The organism is Ensifer sp. 38_S197 (assembly GCF_056924495.1).
Genome location: NZ_JBXOVZ010000001.1, coordinates 1,664,009 through 1,686,917, shown reverse-complemented (window position 1 = coordinate 1,686,917; position 22,909 = coordinate 1,664,009). Strand labels below are relative to the sequence as shown.

The following is a 22,909-nucleotide window of genomic DNA, read 5'->3' as shown; positions in this document are numbered from 1 at the left end:
ATTAACGAAACCCGAATTGACGCCCTATTCGCGATCGACCATATTCAATTCATGAGCTTGCTCGCCGCTCCCGAGTTTCGGGGCGCTCCACATCGAACTGACATTGCGCCGCCGCAGTCGGCGATCGCTTCGAATTGTTCCCGCTCATATTCTGCAACATTTGAGCAGACGGACCGGCATTCGACTCCCGCAAGTATCCACCGGCGGAAGTCAGTTCAACGAGGCCCAACTACAGTAACTTCAAAGTGCTACAGCGACCTGTGCGGATGTAATTGGAAGCACAGGCACTCTCGAGCCGGATGCGACGGAATGCGTGATCCGCTCGCGTCAAATTTGTGACGGACTGGGAGCGGGCTGAAGATAATCCTTGCGACGCATGGGAGGCAATCATGGATACCTCGACCGCAACGACGCCCCCCCGGCTGACCGCACTTGCCCACGGCGGCGGCTGCGGGTGCAAGCTGGCGCCCTCGGTTCTACAGCAATTGCTTGTCCATCAACCCGCGGGCGACTTCCCCCGCCTTCTCGTTGGTACGGAGACGGGCGACGACGCCGCGGTCTGGCAGCTTGACGATGAAACCTGCGTGGTCGCGACCACTGATTTCTTCATGCCGATGGTCGACGATCCGTTCGATTTCGGTCGCATCGCGGCGACCAACGCCATCTCCGACGTCTATGCCATGGGCGGCAGGCCCATTATGGCGCTCGCCATTGTCGGCATGCCGATCGCCAAGATGCCGGCTGAAATGGTACGGGAGATCTTGAAAGGCGGCGCCGCAATTTGCGCAGAGGCAGGTATTCCGGTGGCCGGTGGCCACTCGATCGATTCTCCCGAGCCCATCTATGGCCTGGCAGTGATCGGAACATGTCCGGCACACAGCATTCGGCGCAACAGCAGCGCCCGAACCGGCGACGCGCTGATCCTGACAAAGGCACTCGGTGTCGGGATCTATTCAGCGGCCTTCAAGAAGGGGGCGCTGCCATCGGATGCCTACGCGGAGCTCATCGCGTCGACGACGCGTCTCAACAGCATCGGCACCGAACTCGCCACGGACCCTGACGTGCACGCCGTCACCGACGTCACCGGCTTCGGTGTGCTCGGTCACGCTTTGGAGATGGCCCGCGGATCAAAGAAGCTGTTATCGCTGAAGGCGGGCAACTTTGCCCTCTTTTCCCGCTGCGCCGAGCTCGCCGAGCAAGGATTCGTGACCGGCGCATCCGATCGAAACTGGGCCAGTTATGGCACGGACGTCTCTTTGCCCGATGCTCTCCCGATGTGGCAACGCCAGGTCTTGACCGATCCCCAAACCTCCGGCGGTCTTCTTGTGTCATGCAGCGCCCGCCGAGCGCAGGGTCTGCTTCAGCACATCGTTGCGGCAGGCTATCCCGCCGCCAGGATCATTGGTGAGGTCGAGGACGGCGAGCCTGGAGTTCGCATCGTTGCCTGAGGGCCGGTCGATCTTCCGGAGTATTGGTTTGCTCAAGCAACGGAATAAATGCCGGATCGGGTGGCGCTTGACGCGCACCTGCTCGTGGCAGCCGTGTTGAATGGACAGCATTAGCGAAGGGGCGCTGAATGATTTTAAGAGCGATATAGACGTCGTTGCGGTGGCTCTGGTCGCTATTGGCTCCATGGCTGGCGGACCGTAATCGGCCTCACAATTCAGAGGCGGCCTTGCCATTTGGGTTTGGCGCTGGCGCGTCTGTCGTGTCGCGAGGCGGAAGTGTTTGCTCGTCGGACGTCGGCTCGACGTTTTAGGGATCGCGACTGCGGTCTGGCCGTGGTTTCGGGTCGCCCTTCCTTGGCGGCACAGGAACTTTCGCTGACATAATCTAATACTCGCGCTGCAAATACTAACTGACGAAACTAAGGTTCCGCTCGAGCCGGTAGTCTCGTCGTCGAGTGTAGTTGCCGCCTGGTCCAGACGCCGTCTCAGACGAGCATGGCACTGAACTAACCTCGTCACACCTTATCAGTTGGAGTATTCTACCCACTCTGGCGCCGGCCATGGCGCACCCCGTGGTGGTGACCTAGCGCTCGACGCAAGCTGATTGCATGGGGGATACTGCAGTGGAGGGGCGCGAGGCGGATGAATCAAGCGTCAGTCTCAGACAACAGGTCGAACTGCTGAAGCGGGAGCTTGACGAGGCCCTCGAGCAACAGACGGCGACCAGCGAAATATTGCGGGTCATTCCGACCTCGACCAGCTCCGCGCAGCCCGTCTTCGAAGCGATAGCGAAAAGCGCAGCGAGGCTGTGTGCGGCAGAATTTTGCTTTGTCTTTCGGTTCGACGGCGAGCTCATGCACGCCGTCGCCTATCACGGCGTATCGCGCGAAGGCATTGAAGCGGTAAATGCCATTTTCCCGCGGCCACCCTATCGGGGCAATATAACGGGGCGAGCTTTTCTCAGTGGTACCATAGAGCAGATTCCTGACGTATTTGCCGACCCCGAATACCAATTGCTCCCGCTGGCGAAAATCGTGTCTTATCGCAGTGCGATCGGCGTGCCGTTGGTGTTGACAGGGCGTCCGATCGGAGCGATCGGCGTTAGTCGACGGGAGGTCGGATACTTTCCAGAACGGCAGATCAAACTCCTGCGAACCTTCGCCGATCAGGCCGTGATCGCGATCGAGAACGTCCGTCTTTTCGAGGAGGCCCAAGCGCGCAACCGAGAGATTGGCGAGGCGCTCGAACAGCAGACGGCGACCAGCGAAATACTTCGCGTCATCTCGACCTCACCGACCGATGCGCAGCCCGTGTTCGACACGATCGCCCAGCGCGCCGCCCGGCTGTGCGGCGCGCAATTCTGTCACGTGTTTCGCTATGATGGCGAGCTGTTGCATTTCGTGGCGCATCACCGGCTGGAACCCGAAAGCGCGGTGCTTCCAGCCCCACCCGGTCGAGGCACCGCGGCCGGGCGCTCGATCCTCAGCCGATCGGTGGAACAGATACCGGACCGGCTCGTCGACCCGGAATACGTGATGCATCCCGCCATCAAGGCCCAAGCGTCGAACCACCGAAGCCTGCTGGCCGCACCTATCATGCGCGGCGGTGTTCCCATCGGCACCATTGTCGTGGCACGAACCGAGCCAGGATTGTTTCCCGATCGGCAGGTCGACCTCCTCAAGACCTTCGCCGACCAGGCCGGGATAGCGATCGAGAATGTTCGACTGTTTTCGGATCTGGAGGAACGGAATCTCGATCTCAAGGAGGCCCTGCAGCAGCAAACTGCGACAGCCGATGTCCTCAAGGTCATCAGTCGGTCGACCTTCGATCTCCAGACGGTGCTGGATACGCTTGTCGAATTGGCGGTGCGGCTATGCGAGGCCTATGATGCGGCCATTTTCCTAAAGGATGGAGACACGCTCTACTTGAGGGCGCATTACGGGCCAATACCGATCGATTTCGTCGGCTGGCCAGTGTCGCGGGGCTGGGTGACCGGGCGGGCCGTCGTGGATAGAAAACCGGTTCATGTGCCCGACCTGACGGCCGCTGCCGACGAATACCCGGACGGCCAGAGTATGGCGGTGCGGATGGGGCATCGCACGATCTTGGCCGCGCCCCTGCTGAGGCAACAGGAGGCTATCGGTGGCCTCGTTATACGACGAACTGAAGTCAAACCATTTGCCGAGAAGCAGATCGACCTTCTCCAGACCTTTGCCGACCAAGCGGTCATAGCAATTGAGAACGTGCGGCTGTTCGACGAGGTGAAGTCGCGGACCGCGGAACTGGCCGAAGCGCTGAAGCAGCAGACCGCAACAGCGGACGTACTGAAGGTCATCAGCCGCTCCGCATTCGACCTGCAATCGGTTCTGGATACCCTCGTAGCATCCGCTGCCCGTCTTTGCGAGACGGACATGGCGACGATGACCCGGCCGATGGGTGACGCGCACTATCCTGTCGCCCGCTTCGGCTTCTCGCAGGAATTCGACCAATATTTCCGAGCACTGCCGCTAGAGCCGGGGCGCGGCAGCGTAGTCGGGCGAACCCTGCTTGAGGTCCGGCCGGTCCAGGTCGTCGATGTCCTCGACGATCCGGAGTACGCAATGCCGGAAGCGCAAAGACTTGGCGGGTTTCGTAGCGTACTTGGCGTGCCGCTCCTACGCGAAGGAAGCCCGATCGGGGTACTCGCATTGGCCCGCTCCACCGTGCGGCCCTTCACCGATAAGCAGATTGAGTTGGCATCGACCTTCGCCGACCAAGCGGTGATCGCGATCGAGAATGTGCGTCTTTTCCAGGAAGTGCAGACGAGAACCGAGGAACTGTCGCGCTCCCTTGAGGAACTCAAAGCCACGCAGAACCGGTTGATCCAGACGGAAAAGCTCGCCTCGCTCGGACAACTGACCGCCGGAATTGCACACGAGATCAAGAACCCGTTGAACTTCGTGAACAATTTCTCGGCGCTGTCGGTGGAGTTGCTCGAAGAGCTTCAGCAGGCGCTCGACGGCGCTGTATCCGACGGCGCGCCGCGCGCCGAGATCGACACGCTCGCTGAGACGATAAAGGGTAATCTTGAAAAGATCGTCCAGCACGGCAAGCGCGCCGATTCAATCGTCAAGAACATGCTCCTGCATTCGCGTCAGGGAGCGGGCGCGCGCAGGCCGACCAATATCAACGCCATCGTCGAGGAGAGCCTCAATCTCGCCTATCATGGCGCTCGAGCGGAAAAGCAGGGGTTCACGATCACGCTGGAGAAATCACTCGATCCGGCGGCCGGGGAAGTCGACCTGTACCCGCAGGAGATCACGCGCGTGCTGCTCAATCTCATCGCCAACGGCTTCTACGCAACGAGCAAACGCGCGCCATCCGAGGCCGGCGACAGTTATGAGCCGACGCTCGCGGCGGAGACCAGGGACCTCGGAGACAGCGTTGAGATCATCATCCGTGATAATGGTGTCGGAATACCGCCAGAGGTGAGAGAGAAGATGTTCAATCCTTTCTTCACAACCAAGCCTGCTGGCGAGGGGACGGGTCTCGGCCTGTCGCTCAGCCACGACATCGTCGTCAAGCAGCATGCCGGTTCCATCGAGGTGGACACTGAGCTTGGTCACTACACCGAGTTTCGCATTCGACTGCCGCGGATTACCCCGGCGATGTCAGCGCCGGAGGGCAGATCATGAGCCTCCTCATCCTGGTGGTCGATGACGAGCCCGACGTCGAGTTGCTTTTCAGACAGCAGTTCCGCCACGACCTGCGCGCAGGTCGGTTTGTCATGGAGTTCGCGCAATCAGCGTCATCGGCACTCGTAAGGATCGCCGATGCAAGCGACGTCACGCTCATCCTCATCCTGTCCGACGTTAACATGCCAGGCATGAGCGGGCTCGAATTGTTGCCGAAGGCGAAGAGCGTACGGCCTGATGTGCCGGTGATCATGATCACTGCCTATGGCGATCCGGATACGAAGCGAAGAGCCATGGAAAGTGGCGCAGAAGCGTTGCTCACCAAGCCGATCGACTTCAGCGCGTTGCGAGAAGAAATCGACAGTCGAGTTGGGCCCGCCGCATGAACACAAACATACTCGTTGTAGACGACGAGCCGGACCTGGAGATGCTTCTTCTCCAGAAATTCCGGAAGCAGGTCCGTGACGGATCATTGCGTTTCCTGTTCGCCCGCGACGGAGTTGACGCCTTGACCATGCTTGCGGCCAATCGTGACGTGGATATTGTGCTGAGCGACATCAACATGCCGCGTATGGATGGCCTGTCGCTGCTGGCGAAGCTTCAGCAGATGGACGAGGACCTATCCACGATAATCGTCTCCGCCTACAGCGATATGGCCAACATCCGCATCGCAATGAATCGCGGCGCCTATGATTTCGTAACGAAGCCGATCGATTTTCCCGATCTGGAGGCGACGATCGTCAAGACGATCCACCATGTGGAGGCGTTGCGTGAGGCGCAACGCAGGCAGTCTGCGGCCGAGCAGGCGCGCGCGTCGCTTTCCCGCTACTTTTCGCCAAACCTTGCCGAGCGCCTAGCCAACGGCGTCGACGCCCTCGATCTTGGTGGAAAGCGCCGAGACGTTGCGTCGCTGTTTACCGATCTGACCGGGTTCACCACACTGGCGGAAACGATCGAGCCGAACGTGCTTGGGCAACTCCTCAATGATTACATCGTCGGCATGACGGACATCGTGTTCACCCACGACGGAACTGTCGCCAAGGTCATTGGCGACGCACTGCATGTCCTTTTCGGTGCGCCGGTCGATCAGTCGGACCATGCCAGTCGCGCGATCGCCTGTTCATTCGCCCTTGACGCTTTCGCACGGTCTTTTCGAGAACACTGGCGCAGAAAGGGAATAGCCCTCGGCCACACCCGGATTGGTGCACATGCCGGCACGGCCGTAGTCGGCAACTTCGGCGGAGGAAAGTTCTTCGACTATAGCGCCTACGGCGACACCATCAACGTTGCCGCGCGTCTGGAAGCGGCCAACAAGTCGCTTGGCACGCGTATTTGCGTGAGTGGCAGCCTCGCGGCGAACATGCAGGGGTTTTGCGGTCGCCCTGTTGGCGACCTCCTGCTGAGAGGTAGGGTGGAGCCGATCCGCGCGTTCGAGCCGCTTGAGGCCGAAATCTATGCCAGTGGCGCAACGCAGGCGTACATGGCTGCATTCGAAGAGCTGGAGGCCGGCGATCCTCGTGCCGTAGCTTCATTCGCTGCGCTGGTCGGTCGCAATCCGGAGGACCCGCTCGCTGGCTTTCACCTGAAGCGACTCATGAACGGCGAATTCAGCGCAACCATCAACCTCAAGAATTTCCACTGATCGGCTAGCCTTTCAGGACCAGCTCATCGTCCAAACCTTCATTCCTCCCTGAACGCGCGGGCGCAATCCCTCGGGAGTTGGCTGGTAACCACGCCGGCAGTTCCCGCCAGGCGTGTTCGAACTTCGAGCTTGCAGACTGCCAGGGCGGCATGGCCTTCGTCGCAGTGACGCGCGCCAAAACAGGGCCACCTGCCCTTTCAACAGTCACGACTACGCTCCGGTGCCTGTCGTTTTCTGCGATCCTGTCCGCAACCGCTCTGCCGCGCGCCACCGCCTGGCTGTCGCTGGCATGAAACGTTCCGGTGTGGTCGCGATTGACCGTCCCAAGAAGATGAATGTGGAAGAGATATCGGCGCATCTTCGTACTCGAACACCGGCATGGCTTTTCCACTTCTTAGCAGTTTCTAAAGTAATTTGCGCGTGACAGTCGCGTGACACCCCTCGCCGCCTGGTTGCTTTGTCGGGCGCGACCAGTAGTTTCATTTGTCGTAACCGAGAACTCGTTCTGCTCTATTGGAACATTGGCTGCGAGATCTTGGCACGCCAAAATGCTAAGGAATGAGGCAGCCGCGTCATCGATCGGCTCGCCGCAGATCTTCGGCGCGACGAAACCCCAAGTATTTGCGCGCCTTTGCTGAGTCGTTCCCCAACGGGCAAATCGTGCAACAACCTGTTGCACAATTGCCCTGGGACCATAATGTCAAGCTCGTCGAAGGCAATGTCCCATCATGCGAGCCGATTCGGCTTGTCAGATCCCAGTCGCTGTCGGGGTTCTCACGGTCATCAGCAGCGCACTTGCAGCGCCGCCGGCGCCGCTTCAGCGCGGGGCAACGGCGCCCGCATAGAAACCGCCGTCACCGCCGTAGTAATCCTCTCTGACACTGCTCGCACCGCCGGCGGTCTGGGCGCATCCGGCGAGCGCGGAGAGTACGAGCAACAATGTGACAATACGCATTGAGTTTGATCCCTTCTTGGCTGCCGCACACATAGTCATCGGCAAAGGCTCGGACAACCAGGCGAAAGCACGATTTTCAACCAAACCCTGTATTCGAACGGGTACGTCGAAACGAAGACGCACAACCGTGACGATCCCGCCCTCGGCCAAATGTTGACCCGGCGCTCGATCGATACATTGTGTGATCTTTGCCGCCGTGGTCGCAAGGGCCTCGGCGGAACGTCGGCAAACCCGCCGATAGCCATTTGCCCTCAGCTCGGCACACGCCGTTCGGTTTCGGCGTCGAAAAGATGAATGCTGCCGGGGGCGAAGTTCAGCCCGACCCTGTCGCCGGCTCGCGTCTCCGACCGGCCATTGAAGACCACCGAAAGCTCGGGCGTCGTTGCCATCGTCAAAAAGCAGGTCGCCCCGGTCGATTCGACCAGGGCCACTGGCGCCGAGAAAACGCCCTGATCCGGCGCAGCAAGCTCGATATGCTCTGGACGCAAACCGATGCTCAGGGCCTGCCCCGGCCGCACCGCCCGGTTGATGGCGATTGTTTGTTTGACGCCGAGATCCAGGATGACCGACTGCCCATCCTGGCCGCCGATCGCAGGCAAAAAATTCATGGCCGGAGATCCGATGAACCCGGCCACAAACTTGTTCGCCGGCCGGTCATAAAGCTCAAGCGGGCTGCCCTGTTGCTCGATGACTCCATCGCGCATGATGACGACATGGTCGGCCATCGTCATAGCTTCCACCTGGTCGTGAGTGACATAGACCGACGTGGCGCCCAGCCGGTCATGCAGCGCGCGAATTTCCTTTCGCATATGTACGCGAAGTGCCGCATCGAGATTGGAGAGCGGCTCGTCGAAGAGGAACGCCTTCGGATGACGGATAATCGCTCGGCTCATCGCCACGCGCTGTCGTTGGCCTCCGGAGAGTTCACGCGGATAGCGCCCGAGCAGATGCGTAAGCCCTGTCACGGCGGCGACTTCATTTGCCGCCCTCTTGCGCTCGGCCTTGGCAACGCCCTTGATGCGCAGGCTGTAGGTCAGGTTTTCCTCGACCGTCATGTGCGGGTAGAGCGCGTATGACTGGAACACCATCGCCACATCCCGCTTGCGCGGAGGCACAGCGTTCATAACCTGGCCGTCGATCTTCAGGGTGCCGGACGATATGCTCTCCAATCCGGCCAGGGACCGCAGCAGTGTCGACTTGCCGCAACCCGAAGGACCGACAAGCGCGGTGAAACTGCCCTTTCTGATCGAAAGCTCAATATCCTTCAGGGCATGGTAGGCGCCATAGTACTTGTTGACGTTGGTCAGTTCGATCTGGGCAATCATTTGAGCGCTCCCGAGGTGAGGCCAGAGACGATGCGGCGTTGCAGGAGGACGAAAATGGCGAGGATCGGCGTCACGTAGATCGCCGCATACGCCATGATGTTGTTCCATTCATTGGTGTTCGGCCCCATAAAGGAATTCAAACCGACGCTGGCGGGTTGAAGCTCGACAGCCTGGATCATCGATTTCGAATAGACGAACTCTCCGAAGGCCTGCATGAAGATCAGGATGGCGCTAACGAGGATGCCGTTTCGTGCCAGCGGCAGGACGATGTTGAAGAACGCGCCGACCCTGGAGTTGCCGTCTACCAGTGCTGCTTCCTCCAATTCCTGCGGCACACTCATGAAGGTCGCGCGAACCAGAACGACGAAGAAGGGCATGCTTTTCGCCGCAATCGCAAGGATGACCGCAAGCCGAGGATAATTGAGCAGTCCAACTTGCGAAAAGCCCACGAAGATTGGCGTCACCATCAGCGATGCCGGGAGCACCTGCAGCATGAGGATGAGGAAGAGCCCGATATCGACCCAGATGTTGCGGTAGCGCGCCAGCACGTAGGCGCAGCCGACACCTAGCACCGCGATGACACTGACCGCCCCGCAGGCAATAACCAGCGAATTCCAGATATACCGGCCCATATTCCGGCTTTGCCAGACATTGCCGAAGATTTGCCACTGAGGATCGGTCGGCCAGAAGGTCGGCGGCGTGGCGAACATCTCCGACCCGGACTTGATCGTGGTGATGTACATCCAATAGAGCGGGAACAGATAGATGCCGGCGAGAATGATGGCGGCTGCGAAAAGCAGACGATCACGGGATACGTTACTCATCCGCGCACCTCATGTCGTGTCGAGCGTACATAGACGACCGAGGCAATCATCACGAATACGATCATGATCACAGAGATCGTCGCGCCCTTGGCAAAGTCATACTGCCGAAACGACAAATCCCAGGCCCAGTATTGCGTGACGTTCGACGCATTGTTCGGCCCTCCCGAGGTGATGGCCGCAAACAGATCGAATTGCTGCAGCGTGAAGATAAGCCCGAGCGCGATGATGGCACCGATCGATGCGCGCATCATTGGCAGCGTGATCGTCCAGAAGCGCTGCCAAACATTGGCGCCGTCCAACTCGGATGCCTCATAGAGATCGCGGGGGATGGCCGACAGTCCCACAGACAGCAGGATCATGTTGAAGGATGTGCCAAGCCAAATGTTGGCGATAATGACCGCCCAAAGCGAAAAATCGGGATCGGAGCGCCAGAAGATGTTGCCACCGATAAGACCTGTTTCGCGCAGGATAAAGTTGAGTACTCCAAAGTCGCCCGAGAGGATCCAGTTCCAGATTGCGCCGACCACAAGCCCGGGCATCACCCAGGACACCAGGAACAGACCCCGCAGCCACGAAGCACCTGGAAAATTTGTCCAGAAGAACAATGCCAGGCCGAAACCGACGAGGAATTGACCGGCGATCGAGGCGATGACAAAGGTCGCGGTATTGGCAAGGATCGGCCATGTTTCCGGCTGAGCGAACAGATCGCGGTAATTCTTGAGACCAACGAAGGGGCGCCAGAAACTGCCGAGGCTGAACATATCAACCTCCTGGAAGCTCATGACGATATTGTAGAGCAGCGGCAGACCGGACAGAGTGAGCAGGAAGGCGAGCGGCAGGCTGACAAGTCCGATATCGAAGCCGCGGCCGTCGATCATGCTGGATAGAAAGCGTTTCATGGGCTCCTCCGCCGCCAAGGCGCCAGCACACGGCTTGTACAACCCGGCCTGCAAGTTAGAACGTGTGGGAGCACGCCGACACTGGCGGCGTGATTTTGCGGTTTCCGCCCGAGCGCCTCGTTGCGATTGAGCGCGTCTGAAAGGCGGCCGGCTGCTCCGGTCAGTCCGGAAGCGTGCGGGCCGCCTTGCCCGAAGCTTTTAGCCAAGCACCGCCTTTATCTTTTCAGCCGCCTGGTCGAGTGCTTCCTTCGAGGTCATCTGTCCGGTCAGAGCCGCCTGGATTGCATCCTGGATGGCCTTCGAGATCTTCGGCCATTCCGGATGAGGCCCGCGCGGCCTTGCAAACTTGAGCTGCTCGATGAAGACTTTGAGAGCCGCGTCCTTCAGCGGCACGCCGGTCTCGGGGATAGCGATATCGGAACGGGCCGGAAGCTGGCCGAAGTCCTTGAACATGCGGTTGTCCTGGGAGGCGAAATACTCAAGCACCTTGAACGCTTCGGCAGGATGCTGCGTGTTCGAGAAAATCGCCCAGTTGAAATCGCCCATGGCCGACGAACGCTCCGCACCGACCTCCGGCACCGGCAGCAGCGCGACGCCCCAGTCGAACTTCGCTTCGCTCACCATGCGGTCGAGCTCCCATGGGCCGGAGATGGCCATGGCGGCGTTGCCGGAATTAAACGTGCCGGTCGAGTCCCACTGACCGCGGGTCAGCGTATCCGGCGAGGCCAGTTTTTCGGTTATGATCGTCTTCCAGATGTCGAGCGCCTTGACGGCGCCATCCGAATTGATGTGCTCGTAGCCACCGCCGGCCATTTGGGCCCAAGGCAAGAACTGGAACGTCCCCTCCTCGCTCGCCTTGGCCGAAAACGCGAGGCCGTAGACGTTGGCCGCGGGGTCCGTCAGCTTGCGGGCCGCGTCGACCAGTTCGGCCCAGGTCTGCGGCGGCTTGTCGGGATCGAGGCCCTTCGCCTTGAACATGTCCTTGTTGTAGTAAAGCGCGATCGTATTGGTGGCCTTGGGCAGGCCGTAGTTCTTGCCGTCCCACATAGTGGAGGCGAGGGGTCCGGGAAAATAGTTCGCCGTTTTCACCACGGTCGACTTGGCGATCATGTCGGTGAGATCGAGGAATGCGCCGCGTGACGAAAACAGTGCATGTTCCGGATTGTCGATAGCGATGATGTCCGGCGCCTGCCCGGTCGAATAGGCGCGCATTGCCTCGCTGACGACATCATCGAACTGGATCTGGCGATACTCGACCTTGATGCCGGTGTTCAGCTTGTTGAAGTCCGCTATCAGGTTCGGTGCGGGCTGGATATCGCGATCGAGCGACCAGACGCTGATCGTGACATCGTCCGCCTTGGCAGAGAGACCGAACAAAGAGACACCTGCAAGGGCGAGAGCGCCCAGGATTGCGGATCCGCGGATAGCCATTTTCTCCTCCTTTGGTTATCCCAATGCCGGCATCCTCCATGCCGGCCGGCATGCACGTCTCAGACCGGGTCGACGACAAAGTCGCCGCCCCGGCACGTCTTGAGGTACCTCAATCCATGGACCTGGCCAGTCATCTCCAGATCGTCGCGGTAGACCGGATCGTGCCAGCCTTCGATATCGATCGAGCCGGACCAGCCGGCCAGCCGAAGCTCGGAAATCACGTCGGTCCAGTTGGTGTCGCCAAAGCCGGGCGTGCGCATGAAGACGAACTTTTCCTTGCCGAAAATTCCGTGTTCGCGGATGACATCCCAGCGGATGGTCGCGTCCTTGCCGTGCACGTGGAAGATCTTCTTCGCCCATTTGCGGATCTGCGGCAGCGGATCGATCAGATAGACCATCTGATGGCATGGTTCCCATTCGAGGCCGATATGGTCGTCCGGCGTCTCGTTGAAGATGAGTTCCCAAGCGTCCGGATTATGCGCGATGTTCCAGTCCCCCGTATGCCAGTTGCCGTCCATGGCGCAATTTTCGAAGGCGATCCTTACGCCTCTGTCGGCTGCGCGCCTTGACAGCTCCGACCAGATTTTCCGGTAGCGCGGCAGACTGTCGGTCAAAGGCTTGCCGCGAAGACGGCCGGTGAAACCGGCGACGCATGTGGCGCCGAAGTGGTGGGCGTTGTCGATGCAATCCCGCCAGCCCTGCAAGGTTTCCTCGTCGACCGCGGTCGTCTCCAACGGATTGCCGAACATGCCGAGCGTGGAGATGGTGATGTCGCGATCGCCGATCGCCTCGATGCAACGCTTGCCAAGTTCGGCGAGATCCTGCCCATTGGTCGTCTGCCAGAAGAAGGGCTCGAAACTCTCGAAGCCCATGTTGGCGATCTGGCTGATGCGCTTGTCTGCGCCGTCCTTAGTGGCCGAAATCATCGTTCCGATGCGAATGGAGTTTCTGGGGTTTTTCAAAATTGGCTCCCTAGGCTGCGATGGTGACGCGCTTGCCATCCCGCGCGCTGTCGATCGCGCCGAAGACCATGGCAAGGCTCTTGATGTTGTCGCTGCCATCCGTTTCCGGCACGGTTCCGGCGTCGATGGCTTGGACGAAACGCCCGATGACGCTCGCGTGCCCGTGCGTGTCAGCACGGTCTTCGGCCTCGGGCACTGCGATCGGCTCGACGGCACGCAGGAAACCCTCGCTGCCGGTGACCACATTGGCCTCGAAGCGCTCGCCGCCATCCCAGAGCAAGGTTCCCTTGGAGCCGACAATTCGCCACGCGCTTTCCCAACTGGTGTTGGCGCCCTCTGCGCACCAGGAACCGCGATAGCTGAAGGCGACATTGTCGGAAAATTCGAAGATCGCATTGGCGGCCGCGCCGTGGCGATACCAGGAGCCCTGCGGATTGTATTCGTGGCAATAGACAGCAAGCGGCTCCTTGCCGGACATGAAGCGGGCCGCATCGAAGGTGTGGATCGCCATGTCGAGCAAAAGGACATTGTCCATCTGTTCGCGGAAGCCCCCGAAATGCGGACCGAGGAAGAAATCGCAATGCAACGCCGTCAGCTCGCCGAGGATGCCGGACTGGATGAGGCGGCGTATACGGCGGACGCCGTCGATGAAACGTCGGTTCTGCACGATCGCATGGATGCGCGAGGCTTCGGTCGCAAGTCGGCGCAACTCGCGCGCCTCTTCGAGCGTGGCTGCCATCGGCTTTTCGCTCAGCACATGGCAACCATGGGCGAGACCGGCGGCCACCACCGCACGCCGTGCCGCCGGAACGACGATGTCGAAGAGCAAATCAGCCCGGCTTTCGCGAAGAACCTCCGGCAGGTCCGTACCGATCAGGATGTCGCCGAGGTGGAACTCGGCGGCGAGCGCTTCAGCGGTCGCCCGATTGAGATCGACAAGGCCGACAATCTCCACCTTATCTTGAAGAGAGTTGCTCTCTGTCAGAGCCCTCAGCCAGCCTTTGGCCATAGCTCCGCACCCGCACAAAACGGCCCTGTGTCTCACGTGATTTCCTCCAAGAAACGGAAGCGGCAACTCCTCAATTGGCTTCCGTAAACGTTTACGATACTATGCGGCAACGGGTTTTTATGTCAAGAGGTGAGAAAATGGCCGGTCGCGGGTCTGAGGAGGAACGCGGAAAAATGAAGGGGATTCGCGAGCTTGCTGAACACCTCGATATTTCGATCGGCACGGTGTCCCGTGCGCTGAACGGCAAGCCCGACGTCAACGAGGAGACGAGAAAAAGGGTGCTGGAAGCAGCGGAATCCCTTGGTTACGTCGCGAACCAATCGGGTCGCGCCCTCCGGAAGGGAGCAACTGGCGTCATCGGCTTCATGATGCAGACCGGCACTGAAATCACCGGTCAGGGCGATACCTTCTTTATGAGCGTCTTCGACGGTGTTCAGACCGTTTTTGCGCGTCACAAGCTCGATCTGGTCGCCCTGCTCTGCTCCTCTGAGGAGGATCCGAACGACTATTTGAAGCGCGTCGTTGCACGCGGTTTTGCCGATGGCATCATCCTCTCGGCGACCCGGCGGCACGATGCCCGCTTCGAACTGCTGGCCAAGCGCAAGATCCCGTTCATCACGCTCGGACGAAGCCTGACCGATGTCGGTCAGCCGTGGCTCGACCTGGATTTCGAGGGCATGGCCGAGGCGTCCATCGACCGGCTCGTCGCCCGTGGTCACAAGAACATTGCCGTCACGCGACCGCATGACGACATGAACCTCGGCTATGTATTCGAGGATCAGTGTCGGGCAACCCTTGCCCGCCACGGGCTTCGCCTCGATGAGCGTCACGTCTTTCGTTCGACTCCGAACGAGGCCGGAGGCTACCAGATCGCCCGTGAATTGAGCGCGCTTCAGAACCGTCCGACGGCGATCGTGCTGATCAACGAAGCAATTACTGTCGGCCTTTATCGCGGGCTGGTGGAAGCGGGAATAAAACCTGGACGAGATCTTGCGATTATCGGTCGTCAGAGTCCGCATTCGCAATTCCTGTCGCCCCGCCTGACATCATTCAGCCTGTCGCTACGTGACCTCGGCATTGCACTTGCCGAATCCCTGCTTGGCACGATGCCGGCTTTCGCCCACGTCTACCCGGCGAAACCCGCACGACTGCTCTGGCCCATGGCACTCGTCCCGGGCGAAAGCGATTAAGCAACAGACATGTCCCGTCAGCAGAAACGGGCTCTATGCAGCTGTGCATCACGACGTCTTGAAGCGGTCGAAGGCCGTCAAGTGCTCGAGGCAGATCGACCTCATCCCAGCAATATCCTCGCGCAACGCAGCGATGACGGACAGGCATTTGGCCCGACTGGCGGAGGCGATCGTTCGGATAACGCCTGCGAATACTCGTCATCCCCTGAAATGGGTACAGCTCCCCATAGGACCAAAAGGTGGAAACTCAGTTTCCCTGGGAACGGCCGCTTCTAACTGGCCTGCCTAACATTGGTGTCGTTCAAATCGGTCATGGATAGATCAGATGTCTAACTCAATCTGCGAGACTTTTCCCGGGATATGCGAAAAAAGCCGCCTCAGAGGTCCTCGACCGACTCGGCTCTTGCGCGCCGCAAACGACAACCTTCTTCATGGCAACTGGTCATCGTTCGATACGTCCCTTCCCACGCTGCCTCCTGGCGGCGACGGCAGCCCTGTCATCCGATTTGGATCCGCGATCTCCATCTTAGGGTTGGTTGTTGTCACCGCGCATGCCGAGATTGGAGCCGCGGCAGAAATCCTCTTCGGGGCGCTTGGTGAACTCTTGACGAGAGTGCCAACGATTCTCTGGTAACTTCGGCATGTCAGCAAGGCCAGCACGGGCCGGCAGAGGCGGTGCGGACTGATCCTTCCGTGCGGCCGAGTGCGCGGTTCCCCGCGCCGTCGACATGGTTTAGAATCCGCGTGGCGGCACGAACAGGCAGACGGTCCGCCCGCTGTTGGAGCCGTTCACTGAACACCAATGATACTCGCCATCGGGCGAATCCCGGATCCTTGCGTCCTTGTAGGGAATAGTCTCGCCGGTCGCTTTTACGATGAAGCCTTCCGGACGCTCGCTGATGTCGGCAGCCGGCACTTCCCGACAATCGAAGTTCGAGCAGCAAGACGATGGATAAGTCCATCCACTCAGTGCGTCGTGGGCCGAAACGGGCGACGATAGCAAGCAGAGGCCGAGAATAATGGAAATCCGCATCCTGGGTTCCTCTTTTCGTCAAGCCTTCAGATTCGAAGGCCGCGAAACGGAACCACGATCGACGTAAAATGATCCATCGTTTCTGAGTGCGCCCCATTAAGCTTCATCGCGAGTTCACCCGAGTGATGCGCTTGCGCACGCGATCCAACATGTAAGACGCGAGACCTTTTATACGAGGAGCATATGGCTCTACAGGGGCTGCATTTTTCGCAAATCGCTCAGTTGCCGCTTCATCTGCTGAAAACGCGCCTGTTCCTCCGGAGAGCGGCGCATAGCAACGCTTGTAGAGAGAATATCAACGACGACGAGTGCCGCGATCCGAGAAATCGTCGGTGTATACATGTTCGTATTTTCGAGCGTCTCAACAATGAGCGCCACGTCGCAATAGCCTGCAAGTGGTGAATCGGAGCCGGTCAGGCCAATTACTTGCGCGCCATTCTCCCGCGCGATCCGGGCAATTTCGATGATGGAACGCGTCATGCCGGTGTTGGAAATTACGAAGGCCACGTCGCCGGGCTTCATCATCGAAGCCACCATCACCTGCTGGTGGGAGTCGAGCTGAGCGCCACACGGAACACCGAAAAGTGGGAACTTCTGCTGCGCATCACGGGCAACTATCCCCGAAGCGCCAAAACCGAAGAACTCGATCGAGCGGGCAGCCGCCAGAATATCGATCGCCTTGTGCAAAGCGGCCTTGTCGAGACGCGAGCGCGCCCAATCCAGGCTCGTCATGGTGTAGTCGAAGATCTTCTCGGCTACGATTTCAGGCTCATCTGTATCGAGCAAGACCGAATGAGTTGCGGGCGTTCCAAGCGCAAGGCTCTGGGCAAGCCGGATCTTGAAATCCTGAAACCCTCCGCAACCGATCGCGGTCGCGAAGCGAACGACCGTCGGTTGGCTCACCTGCGCAAGTGCAGCCGTCTCACCCACCGTGGCATTGAGGATCCGGCGCGGATCCTGCAATACGACATCGGCGACCTTCCGGTCTGACTTGCGCAACTCCGACCGCAACGTACGGATCACCTCTATGATGTTCCGGTTGGGGTTCCGGATGTCTGCGCGTGCATCAATGTCCATATCTAAGAGGTGTCTCCACATTCGTCGCGCCGGTATGCAATCCTCGCCCCTGCGTCATTCCCATGCTAACGCAAGTCGCCGGCAGGTGAAATCACCGAAGCCCGAACATCGATTTCGTTGATGAGAGGCTTTCGGCGACGTCTCACGCTTGCCAGCGATAGCAGACTCCGGTGCATGCCCGCAAAAGTTTAAGCGGCTTGACGCGCGGTATCGCAGCGTCAATCGCCGCCGGATCCTCGGTATTAAAATCGAACAGCCCATAGTGATGGGCAATCATGGTGCTGACACCGATATCCGCGGCGATCTCGGTCGCTTCGTCGAGGGTGAAGTTGCCGGGCACTCCATTGTTTGAAAGTTCCGGCCGTCGGCCATTGACCGGCAACAATGCAATCTGTGGTGCAAGCGCTCTCACCTCCGGCACAAGACCGTCAAACGGTATGCAGTCCCCCGAATGCCACAAGCGAAGCGTGCCAATGTCGATGACATAGCCGAGGAAATTGTGATGCCCCTCCGCGTCCAAATCCAACCCCTCATGCGCCGCACGGCTCGCCGTCACGCGCACGCCGGGCAGCGGCTCGATGATCTCACCGGCGTCCATCGTGATCAGCCTGTCTGCCCCCAGGCCCGAGCGTTCCAGTGCCTGAGCCCTGACGGCCCGCGGGGCGACAAAACGGGCTCGGGGGCAGGCAGCAAACAATGGGCGCAGCGTCCCGGGATCCATATGATCCGTATGGGCGTGAGTCGATAGCACGAGATCGACTTCGCCGAGATCATTGACTTTGATTGGCGGCGGCATCATGCGAATATGGGGTCGCGCCGTTCCTTTGTATTTCTCGGCGAGAGAGTCCGACAGATAGGGATCGACGAGCAACCGCAATCCTCTTACCCGCAGGAGAAAGCCGGCCTGCCCAAGCCAAAACAGCTCGCCCGTGCTGGCGGGCGTCTGCAAATATTCGGCCAGATCGCCGGAAAACTCTGTTGCAATCAGCTCTCCCATCATGCCTTCCCCATAACCATCCAGCCCGCCTAGGGATCGAGACTGGCAAGCAGATTTTCAGCGGCGATGCGCGTCGCACGGTCGACGCTCTCGCCGGTAAACCCGCCGATGTGGCTGGTGGCAATCACCCTTGGATGAGAGACGAGCGTGAGAGATGGCGGTGGCTCCACCTCGAAGACATCCGTGGCATAGGCGCCGAGCTGACCACTCTCGAGCGCTTCCAGCAATGCCTCTTCGTCTACCAGCCGTGCCCGAGCGGTATTGATAAGAACCAATCCGGGTTTAACCAACTTGATCCTTTCCCGCGAAATCAACGCCGACCCGTCACGTGGCGGCGGTGCGTGCAACGAAACGACATCGGACGATGCCAGAATATCGTCGACATCGGCATAAGAAAACGACGACGAAGGCAGATCAAGGTTCGGTCGGGCAGGATCGAACGCCATGACCTGGGCCCCGAGACCGATGACCATTCGGGCCACTTCGCGGCCGATCGCACCACAACCGATAATGCCGACCGTACGGCCCTGGATCTCGCTGCCGCGCGCCCTCGGCCAGCCGCCGGCCTTGACGCCGGCATCCGTCAGCGGGATCGACCTCAGTGCGCTGAACAGCAATCCGATGGCGAGCTCGGCCACCCCACGCGCATTGGCGCCCTCGGCAATACGGACCGCCACACCCTTGCGGGCAAGCGCCTCCATTGGCAGATTGTCGACGCCCACACCATTGCGACTGATGACCTTCAGCTCGGTTGCCGCCTCGATAATGCGCTGCGTGACAGGCTCGACGCCGGCAAGCCAACCGATGCAGCCAGGCACCAGCGCGACCAGTTCATCCTCCGTCGGCATCGCGCCGGGCGTGGAATAGACGATATCGAATCCGACGTCGCGCAGACGCTCGACTTCCGGGTGTGGGTCGGCGGTGAGCGATCGCGGTGTGACAAGAATACGCCGAACCATCATCACCTCCCGGCCGCTTTCAGGGCGATCTGGGAGATCTGTTCGAATTCCGGGCCCGAGGTGGCGATATCGATGTCGAACACCTCTGCGATCACCTGTGTCCAACCATGCAGGAAGTACGTCCAGCCATCTTCGACCTGTAGCGAACGAGTCCGCTCCTGCGCTCGCGCCTGGTCGAGAAACACGAGTTCGCCGCGGTAGTTGAGATCCCACACAACAGCGCGTTCGGGAAACACAGCCGCATTCGATAGGGGCGATCCCGGTGCATCCTTCCCAAGTCCAGTCGCGTTGATCACGAGTGAGCCGGGCTTGAGATTTGCAAGCACCGCGTCGTTGTCCTCAGGTCTGGGCGCAAGCACGTATTCCACGGGAACATCGCTTGCGATCTCGGTATGGATCCGCCTGATCTCGTCAAGTCGGTGCTGGCTGCGGTTGGAGACAACGATGCGGCCCGGTACATCCTTGCCGCGGGATCGGCGCATGAGGTGCCAGGTGATTGCAATGGTCGAGCCGCCAGCCCCCATCGAGAAGAGATCTGCTCCAGTTCTCGCAAAATAGCCGGCGCCGAGAAAGCCATCGATCGCAAGCCCCGAGGAAATCGGGTCCTTCGCATGACACACAAGCTTGCCGTCGCGTTTCGATATGCAGCTCGTTTCGTCCATCAGCCTCGCATGCGGATCGACGACGTCGAACAGACCCTTGCAAGCATTGAAGAGATCGATCTTATGCGTGGTCACCAATGCGCCCATCGAAAGTGGATCGTCACGGATGAATTCGACGGCCTCGCGATAGGCGGCCGGATCGTCGTGCAGTTTGAAATCGATCCCTTTGATCTGGGCACCTTCTAGACCAAGATGCGCGGCCCAGGCCGGAAAGACCTTCATGATCGAGCTTTTTGTCGTGGTCACGCCGATGAAATAGAGCGTGGGCATCGTTGCGGCTTGGTATAGGGTCATGCGCGCTTCTCCAGTGCCTGACGGGCCACTCTGACGGCAGATGCCGCGTTCTCGGCGATCGCCTTGAAGCGGCCTTCCCGGATATCCTCAGTCTTCGCAATCCACGTGCCGCCAACCGCAACCACCTGCGGTATCGAAAGCCATTCGCCAATGGTCGCCTCGGTCACGCCGCCGGTTGGAATGAAGCGCATACCCAGATGGGCAAAGGGCGCGGCAATGCCGGAGAGCGCCTTGGGGCCACCGGCAACGCCTGCAGGAAAGAACTTGGCAAGGCGAATGCCTTGCCCCGCGGCAAGGGTCAGATCGGTCGGAGTCATGATGCCGGGGCAGAAAGGAATCTTGGCGTCTGCCGCCGCTGCCACGACCTGCGGATCATGCCCCGGCGCAAGGGCAAAACGAGCGCCCGACGCGATGGCGCGCTCCAGGTTCGGCCTGTCGAGGATCGTGCCGGCACCGATGCAGAGTTCCGGACGGGCATCTCGGATTGCAGCCAGCACATCGGCTGCCGCCTCGGTCCTGAACGTGATCTCGGCCACCGCCAACCCGCCCTCCAGCAGAGCGTCGGCCAAGGGGACAGCGTCCCTGGCATTTTCGATGGCAATGACGGGCACCACGCCAAGCCGGGCGATGAGGTCAATCGGGTTTTCCATGTCGGTCTCCTCAAGAATTGCTGCGCGGTCAGGCATGCTGCTTCATCAATGAATTGACCGTCGTGGTCGAGCGCGGTGCATAGGCAGGATTTTCGGTGAGTTCCCAGCCGCCATCCGCCCGCGCCACAATGCGATGCCGCATACCGTTCGACGCCTCGATGATCCCGTAATCCTGGCCGCTGTCGGACGGGTAGGCGAAGACCATCACCAGATCTTCGCTGCCGACATTGATCGAGCGATGGATCCAGAACGGCGGCACGTAGCAAATGGTCTGGGGAGCAATTTCAATGATGCGCGTCTCGCCTTCGGGCGACTCGAGTTGCATCAGCCCGCTGCCCTTCTGGCCGTAGTAGATTTCCGGACGGTCGGCCTTGGCATGGATGTGACCTCGCGTCAGGAAAAATTCGCGCCCGACCCTGCCCGGGCTCATCCGGGTAACGCCGTAGATGAGGTCGCCGGACTTGTCGCCTGGGCGAAAGTCCTCAACGTCATAGACAATTGGATTGCCAAGTGCGCCGACAAGACGGGCATGCTCTTCGCCGTCTTCATAAAGCCCCGCCAGGTCCGCAAGACGCTTTTCATAGCGGCCGGTATGGCCGCTCATTCCGCCCGCGCTGACATCAACAACGCTCACTCTCGGTTCACGCAGCATTCTAACCTCCGTATTTGGTAGTTAAATTACATAAATAAACACAGACATTCAATCAAGCGTAAAATTTCACGCCAAATTGCGTAATTTCATTGCCAAAAATGTCAGAAATCGTATTGACGATCACAAATCTCGTAATTACGTTACAAATTAGCCGCTGAATTGTGGCCGCCCAATGCCATCCGTGGAGGAGATGTCTGATGTCCATTCTGAAAACCACCGCAATGAAGCTTGCCTTGGCCGCAACGGTCTCGCTCGGCACGCTTTCCGTCGCTCACGCAGCCGATTGCAAGATCGGTATTTCCATGAAGACGCTCGACGCGCCCTACTTTGCCGCGCAGGAGGTCTCGGCAAAGAAGAAGGCAGAGGAACTCGGATGTGAGGTCATTTCCGTCGATGGACAAAACGATCTCAACAAGCAAATTGCCGACGTCGAGGATATGGTTGCGCAAGGCATCGGCGCTCTGATCATCAACCCGCGTGACAGCAAAGGTCTGATCCCCGCAGTCAACGCCGCTTCGGCAGCCGGTGTAAAGGTCTTCGTGATCGACTCGACACTCGATCCGCAGGCAGATTTCGTGACCCTGGTTCAGTCTTCCAACAGCGCCAACGGCCTTCTTGTCGGCCAGTGGCTCGCAGACCAGACCAAAGGCAAGCAGTTGAAGATTGCACTCCTGTCGGGCGACAAGGGCAATGAAGTCGGTCAGGAGCGCCGCCTTGGTGTTCTCGCCGGCCTGCTTGAAGGCCAGTTGCGCAATGAAGGTCACGCCAACTTCGAGATCGTCGGCCAGGGTTGGGGCCTTTGGGGCCACGAAGGCGGGCTGAAGGCAATGGAAGATATCCTAGTTGCTAACCCCGACATCAATGTCGTGCTCGGCGAAAACGACTCCATGGTGCTCGGCGCCAAGAAAGCCCTTGAGCAGGCCGGCCGAACCGATGGCGTGCTGCTGGTTGCAGCAGCGGACGGACAAAAGGAAGCGCTGCAGATGATCAAGGAAGGTCAGTACGGCGCCACCGGCCTCAACGATCCGGCCCTTGTTGCCGCCACGGCCGTCGAAATGGCCAAGCAGGCAATCGATGGCTCGCTTCCGGCAAACACCGGCAAGGTGACCTACACCAAGCCAGCTGCAATCACCAAGGACAACGTCGACCAATACATCAAGGCGGACGCTGTCTTCTGATGATTTGATCCTCTCGACGGCGAACGGGCGTCTGACAGCCTGGCCCGT

General features: G+C 59.7%; 21 protein-coding genes. 6 read left to right on the top strand and 15 right to left on the bottom strand.

The features are described 5' to 3' along the window. Positions 1 to 389: 389 nt before the first annotated feature. The 4 genes from selD (at position 390) to AC1Z3V_RS07865 (ending at position 6,764) form a co-directional block, all read left to right on the top strand. The gene (selD, locus tag AC1Z3V_RS07880) at positions 390 to 1,448 is read left to right on the top strand and encodes a selenide, water dikinase SelD (RefSeq protein WP_483499594.1); all 1,059 of its coding nucleotides are present in this window, start codon (positions 390 to 392) and stop codon (positions 1,446 to 1,448) included. 623 nt (positions 1,449 to 2,071) lie between these two features. Continuing rightward, a complete protein-coding gene (locus tag AC1Z3V_RS07875) occupies positions 2,072 to 5,122 on the top strand; it encodes a GAF domain-containing protein (RefSeq protein ID WP_483498205.1) in 3,051 nt (1,016 codons plus the stop codon). Beyond that, positions 5,119 to 5,508, top strand: coding sequence for a response regulator (locus AC1Z3V_RS07870; RefSeq protein WP_483498204.1), 390 nt, complete (start codon positions 5,119 to 5,121; stop codon positions 5,506 to 5,508). The genes AC1Z3V_RS07875 and AC1Z3V_RS07870 overlap by 4 nt, the downstream gene beginning before the upstream one ends. Continuing rightward, positions 5,505 to 6,764, top strand: a complete 1,260-nt coding sequence (locus AC1Z3V_RS07865; protein ID WP_483498203.1) for an adenylate/guanylate cyclase domain-containing protein — start codon at positions 5,505 to 5,507, stop codon at positions 6,762 to 6,764. The genes AC1Z3V_RS07870 and AC1Z3V_RS07865 overlap by 4 nt, the downstream gene beginning before the upstream one ends. Positions 6,765 to 6,768: 4 nt before the next feature. Here the strand turns inward: AC1Z3V_RS07865 and AC1Z3V_RS07860 are convergent, their stop codons facing one another. The 8 genes from AC1Z3V_RS07860 to AC1Z3V_RS07825 form a co-directional block, all read right to left on the bottom strand. Further along, entirely contained in the window at positions 6,769 to 7,122 is a 354-nt protein-coding gene (locus AC1Z3V_RS07860; protein ID WP_483498202.1) for a DUF6894 family protein, read from the bottom strand. Positions 7,123 to 7,581: 459 nt separating this feature from the next. Beyond that, positions 7,582 to 7,719, bottom strand: coding sequence for a hypothetical protein (locus tag AC1Z3V_RS07855; protein WP_173519127.1), 138 nt, complete (start codon positions 7,717 to 7,719; stop codon positions 7,582 to 7,584). A gap of 251 nt (positions 7,720 to 7,970) precedes the next feature. Beyond that, positions 7,971 to 9,044 (bottom strand): ABC transporter ATP-binding protein, encoded by a 1,074-nt coding sequence (locus AC1Z3V_RS07850; RefSeq protein ID WP_483498201.1) that lies wholly within the window; start codon positions 9,042 to 9,044, stop codon positions 7,971 to 7,973. Further along, positions 9,041 to 9,868, bottom strand: a complete 828-nt coding sequence (locus tag AC1Z3V_RS07845; RefSeq protein ID WP_483498200.1) for a carbohydrate ABC transporter permease — start codon at positions 9,866 to 9,868, stop codon at positions 9,041 to 9,043. Before AC1Z3V_RS07845 ends, AC1Z3V_RS07850 begins: the two co-directional genes overlap by 4 nt. After that, on the bottom strand, positions 9,865 to 10,767 hold the full coding sequence (locus tag AC1Z3V_RS07840; RefSeq protein ID WP_173520151.1) for a carbohydrate ABC transporter permease: 903 nt from the start codon (positions 10,765 to 10,767) through the stop codon (positions 9,865 to 9,867). Before AC1Z3V_RS07840 ends, AC1Z3V_RS07845 begins: the two co-directional genes overlap by 4 nt. Before the next feature lie 198 nt (positions 10,768 to 10,965). Further along, entirely contained in the window at positions 10,966 to 12,198 is a 1,233-nt protein-coding gene (locus AC1Z3V_RS07835; RefSeq protein ID WP_483498199.1) for an ABC transporter substrate-binding protein, read from the bottom strand. A gap of 59 nt (positions 12,199 to 12,257) precedes the next feature. Further along, positions 12,258 to 13,160, bottom strand: a complete 903-nt coding sequence (locus AC1Z3V_RS07830; protein ID WP_483498198.1) for a sugar phosphate isomerase/epimerase family protein — start codon at positions 13,158 to 13,160, stop codon at positions 12,258 to 12,260. A 10-nt stretch (positions 13,161 to 13,170) separates the two neighbouring features. Next, a complete protein-coding gene (locus AC1Z3V_RS07825) occupies positions 13,171 to 14,205 on the bottom strand; it encodes a Gfo/Idh/MocA family protein (protein ID WP_483498197.1) in 1,035 nt (344 codons plus the stop codon). Between the two features lie 137 nt (positions 14,206 to 14,342). Here AC1Z3V_RS07825 and AC1Z3V_RS07820 point away from each other — a divergent pair, with 137 nt between their 5' ends. Then, on the top strand, positions 14,343 to 15,359 hold the full coding sequence (locus AC1Z3V_RS07820) for a LacI family DNA-binding transcriptional regulator (protein ID WP_483498196.1): 1,017 nt from the start codon (positions 14,343 to 14,345) through the stop codon (positions 15,357 to 15,359). Between the two features lie 733 nt (positions 15,360 to 16,092). Here the strand turns inward: AC1Z3V_RS07820 and AC1Z3V_RS07815 are convergent. From AC1Z3V_RS07815 to AC1Z3V_RS07785, 7 genes are all read right to left on the bottom strand, one after another. Then, on the bottom strand, positions 16,093 to 16,392 hold the full coding sequence (locus AC1Z3V_RS07815) for a hypothetical protein (RefSeq protein WP_483498195.1): 300 nt from the start codon (positions 16,390 to 16,392) through the stop codon (positions 16,093 to 16,095). A 189-nt stretch (positions 16,393 to 16,581) separates the two neighbouring features. Further along, the gene (locus tag AC1Z3V_RS07810) at positions 16,582 to 17,490 is read right to left on the bottom strand and encodes an SIS domain-containing protein (RefSeq protein ID WP_483498194.1); all 909 of its coding nucleotides are present in this window, start codon (positions 17,488 to 17,490) and stop codon (positions 16,582 to 16,584) included. A gap of 121 nt (positions 17,491 to 17,611) precedes the next feature. Then, entirely contained in the window at positions 17,612 to 18,466 is an 855-nt protein-coding gene (locus AC1Z3V_RS07805; RefSeq protein ID WP_483498193.1) for an MBL fold metallo-hydrolase, read from the bottom strand. Between the two features lie 29 nt (positions 18,467 to 18,495). Next, positions 18,496 to 19,425, bottom strand: a complete 930-nt coding sequence (locus AC1Z3V_RS07800; protein ID WP_483498192.1) for a phosphoglycerate dehydrogenase — start codon at positions 19,423 to 19,425, stop codon at positions 18,496 to 18,498. Between the two features lie 2 nt (positions 19,426 to 19,427). Further along, entirely contained in the window at positions 19,428 to 20,381 is a 954-nt protein-coding gene (locus AC1Z3V_RS07795) for a shikimate dehydrogenase family protein (protein WP_429809283.1), read from the bottom strand. Then, positions 20,378 to 21,031 (bottom strand): bifunctional 4-hydroxy-2-oxoglutarate aldolase/2-dehydro-3-deoxy-phosphogluconate aldolase, encoded by a 654-nt coding sequence (gene eda / locus AC1Z3V_RS07790; protein WP_483498191.1) that lies wholly within the window; start codon positions 21,029 to 21,031, stop codon positions 20,378 to 20,380. Before eda ends, AC1Z3V_RS07795 begins: the two co-directional genes overlap by 4 nt. A gap of 28 nt (positions 21,032 to 21,059) precedes the next feature. Further along, on the bottom strand, positions 21,060 to 21,683 hold the full coding sequence (locus AC1Z3V_RS07785; protein WP_483498190.1) for a glucose-6-phosphate isomerase: 624 nt from the start codon (positions 21,681 to 21,683) through the stop codon (positions 21,060 to 21,062). A gap of 221 nt (positions 21,684 to 21,904) precedes the next feature. On the opposite strand from AC1Z3V_RS07785, the gene AC1Z3V_RS07780 reads away from it, so the two are divergent. Then, positions 21,905 to 22,861, top strand: coding sequence for a sugar ABC transporter substrate-binding protein (locus AC1Z3V_RS07780; RefSeq protein WP_429809829.1), 957 nt, complete (start codon positions 21,905 to 21,907; stop codon positions 22,859 to 22,861). Positions 22,862 to 22,909 lie beyond the last annotated feature (48 nt).